Annotated in this window: 3 protein-coding genes and 1 pseudogene; all 4 read right to left on the reverse strand. The window is 54.4% G+C overall.

Translation table 11 applies throughout. From position 1 onward, the window contains the following. Positions 1–557 precede the first annotated feature (557 nt). The 4 genes and pseudogenes from QP941_RS11455 to QP941_RS11660 all read right to left on the reverse strand — a co-directional run bounded on the left by QP941_RS11455 (position 558) and on the right by QP941_RS11660 (position 3294). The gene (locus QP941_RS11455; RefSeq protein ID WP_284836120.1) at positions 558–1040 is read right to left on the reverse strand and encodes a GNAT family N-acetyltransferase; all 483 of its coding nucleotides are present in this window, start codon (positions 1038–1040) and stop codon (positions 558–560) included. 652 nt (positions 1041–1692) lie between these two features. Continuing rightward, positions 1693–2110 (reverse strand): annotated as a pseudogene (locus QP941_RS11460) (transposase family protein); the annotation flags it as partial. Between the two features lie 164 nt (positions 2111–2274). Next, positions 2275–3129 carry a 23S ribosomal RNA methyltransferase Erm gene (gene erm / locus QP941_RS11465; protein WP_284869002.1) on the reverse strand — a complete coding sequence of 285 codons (855 nt, stop codon included), beginning with the start codon at positions 3127–3129 and terminating at the stop codon, positions 2275–2277. A gap of 99 nt (positions 3130–3228) precedes the next feature. Continuing rightward, complete coding sequence (locus QP941_RS11660; RefSeq protein WP_071569110.1) at positions 3229–3294, reverse strand: erythromycin resistance leader peptide; 66 nt, start codon at positions 3292–3294, stop codon at positions 3229–3231. Positions 3295–3375 lie beyond the last annotated feature (81 nt).

Here is a 3375-nt window from a genome sequence, read left to right on the forward strand (position 1 = left end):
GCATATACTTTCCGGAAACCTACAGGTCAATCCGTGAAAATCCGCGATTCCGGACACACTTTTTGACCCTTAACCCTAAGGCCACATTCACGGTAGATAAGGGCCAGAAATTTGAAATTTTTCGCCCTTATCTACCGTGAATGACAGTGACAGGTGTGCGAGACCCAGGGCTGTGGGCTGGACCCCGGAAATCGGATAGCCGCAACGTCACGGATACTCCTCAGGACAGGCAACTATGCGGGCCAAGATTGTGCCCCATTTGCGGTCTTTAAACGCGATAGCTGGGGCTTGGTTGCGACCTCAGTTGTCGTTCATAGGTTGAGACACACCTCTAGAACTGCTCCTGAAAGCGCTAAAAGCAGCAGAGCTGGGCCTCACACGGACTTATTTTCAGCAGCCGTCACTTCGGTGTGGAAAGCCGCAGAGAATCGATGTGGTGAGACATCCGGAACGATGTCTCCAAACCAGACACTGTTAGTCCGACAGCATTCCGGCTGTTCAGAGCTTTTCTGGCCAGCTTTCCCTTTACCCTTAGGCAACCACGGGGGCTCATGCGGCTACCGCGTGAGCTCCTTGAAGTAGCAAAACATGCGGTAACCGTTCCCGTCTTCGTAATGTGAGAATCCGCGTCCCTCGTAAAAGCGGCGAGCGTCAACATCCACTTCATCGACATTGATCTGGATCTCGATGACGTCTGCTTTAGACACTGCGGTTTCTACTAGGTCCATGATGGCAGTGCCTATCCCCCGCCCTCGAAGCTCGGGATGAACGTAAAGCTCTTCAAGCATCGCGATAGGCCCCTCATAGTAGGGGCTGGGTCGAAGCGTCACAAAGGCGAAGCCGGCAGGTAACTTCTCACCGTCAGCGATGCAGACTATGACGTCATCGCGCCGAAGAAGACACTGAAAACGCTCTGTAAGAACATCGATTGACGGGCACGGGGTATCGAATTCGGCGTTGAAATCACTGAGCATCGCGGCCACATCATGAGCACGTTCGTGCGTAGCCCTATTCAGGTCGATCCCTTCGGCCCGAATCATCCTTTGAGCCGATTTGTCCAGAGAGCTAGCACTAGCTGGGACCGTGATGTTAAAGCCAACACCGAAACGGTCGATCACCATGCCGAAGTAGTCGCCCCACGGCGCCTTGGCGAAAGGCATGGACGCATCGCCGCTGTCGGCTAGCGCAGCGTAGATCGTTTCAGCTTCTTCCACGGAATCAGACTCGACGGTGAATCCGATATTTCCTAGAGTGAGGCGATCGCAAGAGTTCTGCAAATCGTCACCTCCACCAAGAGTAAAAGGACCGCGAAGGGTGCCGTGAGCGATGGCGTCACGTGGCGGATCGAAGGGGAACTCAACTCCATTATCTAGCTGCTCGCCATACGTCAGCATCTCGAGATCACCACCGAAAACCGAATGATAATACTCGAATACGTCGCGGGCGTTACCAGGGAAAGAAATGTACGGCGTGGTCTTTACTGTCATGCCGCAATGATAACCCTATTTTTCGCTCCGGTTGCGGGCGCGCTGTAAGGCGGTATGGTTTTGCACGCGTGGGGATTGAGGGTGTGAATCCCACTGTCGTGGGTTTGATGAGGTAGTCGATGTTGCGGAAGCTTTGGCATCGGCGTGCGTTGTGCTCCGTACGTTGTTTCAAAAACGGGTTTCATCAAACGGAACAAAACCTGGGACACTTCATATCCCACCCCAGGCCTAATGACTTGGGTGCAGCGGCAACGCTCATCCGATTTAGGCAGAGTCGTTGCAGGATCCAGTGGGTCACCTGGTCCGTGGTCTTTGAATTGTCGGGCGCGCAGGCAAGGCCAGCACGGAAGATCTTCTGCAAGCAACGCTTGTTGGTGCACCGGTAGCGTGGAAGGCGCACATGAAGTTGTTGGGTGGCCGACGATGGGCAGATCGACCAGGCTGCGGATGACGTGGTCGCGGAATACTCCAGGCTGCCCGCAGGTAGGGCATTCATTGATCGGCTCGACGGGTTCGGCTTCAATAACAGTGACGTCACCGTTTTCTGTGGCACCGGTGATAGTAGTTCCTAGTTTTGCGGTGCGGCAGATGGTATCGACGATGACATTTCCGTTAGGCTGCACAGTAGGTCCTTAGTTTTGTACGGATGGATTAGATACCTTTTTCCTACAAAGCCAAGGACCCCAATATCTTGTGCCACGCCCGAACCCCCGGCGAACTAATCAATGCACTCTAAAACCGGAAGAGCCCTTTTAGTACTACTGGTGGATTTCGGTTTTGGTGGGGATTAACGCCGCCGGCTTCGGTTTTTCCGTTGAGGAGGTCGTTGACTACTTCCCGATGGTGAAATGGGTCGATGGTGAGGTAGAGAGGAACCAGTCACCTGGAAGAGATCGATCCAGTCGTTGGTGTGCAATCTGGGAGGTAGGGTCGCGGGGTCGATTCCTCGCGAGCGCAACCATGATTGTGTTTCTGAACGTGATGAAAACAACCCTGCCCTTCGGAGAATTTCCCCTATCCCGCGTCCCCGGGCAGTGAAAACGGTGTGCACCATCGCCTGAAAGGCTTTGCGCTGCTCTATCGGAATCTTCGGGGCACCCACCCGGCGGATCACTAAGATCCCCCCGTCAACGTTTGGCTGTGGCCGGAAAGCAGACCTTGGTACCCGAGAACCCAGGTGAAATGTGAACCATGGGGACCACTGAGCCGTCATCATCGTGCTTGCGCCTACCCCGGCCCGGCGGCGAGCGACTTCCCACTGCATGAGGAGTACAGCGTCAGTCCATGCTGGCGCATGCAGCAACTTTCGAAGAATGGCAGTGGTGAGGTGAAAGGGAATGTTTCCCACAATGACGCAGGGAGTGGCGGGTAACCGGAAGTTAAGGAAATCATCATGGACCACTTCGACCGCCGCCGAGGAGGTTTCTTGTGTGATTTTGGCAGCTAGTTTTGCGTCCACTTCAACTGCCGTTATCGCCCTCCCCAAGTGGGCCATCGGGTGAGTGAGGGCACCGCTTCCTGGTCCGATCTCAATGATGGGGCCGGAGGTTTGTTTCACAAGGTCGATGATGGAGTTGATGATCTTGTGGTTGGTGAGAAAATTTTGGCCATGCTCGTGACGGCCGTGTCCGTATGCAGACATCAGGTGTGCTCCTTGGATTTGAAAGGGAGCCGGGCATGACAAATAGCCGCCCGGCTAAAGGACCGGAGCGGTTTTTAACCTACGGGGTAGGAAACCGCCTTAGCGGTTGGTGCGCAACCGCAAGAAAGCGGTACCTGAAATCAACATGGGTCTAATTATATCCATTTAAAGGGTTAAGGGTCAAAATGTGTGTCTGGCTCGGCGTGTCGCGGGGGTTAGATTTGGCCTTTTTGAATGCCGATTGAG

It is taken from the genome of Corynebacterium sp. MSK150, assembly GCF_030229215.1.
Classification (GTDB): Bacteria; Actinomycetota; Actinomycetes; order Mycobacteriales; family Mycobacteriaceae; genus Corynebacterium.

Coding starts and splice junctions, on each gene's coding strand:
- erm (WP_284869002.1), bottom strand. CDS start 3,129: ATGTCTGCATACGGACACGGCCGTCACGAGCATGGCCAAAATTTTCTC.
- QP941_RS11455 (WP_284836120.1), bottom strand. CDS start 1,040: ATGATTCGGGCCGAAGGGATCGACCTGAATAGGGCTACGCACGAACGT.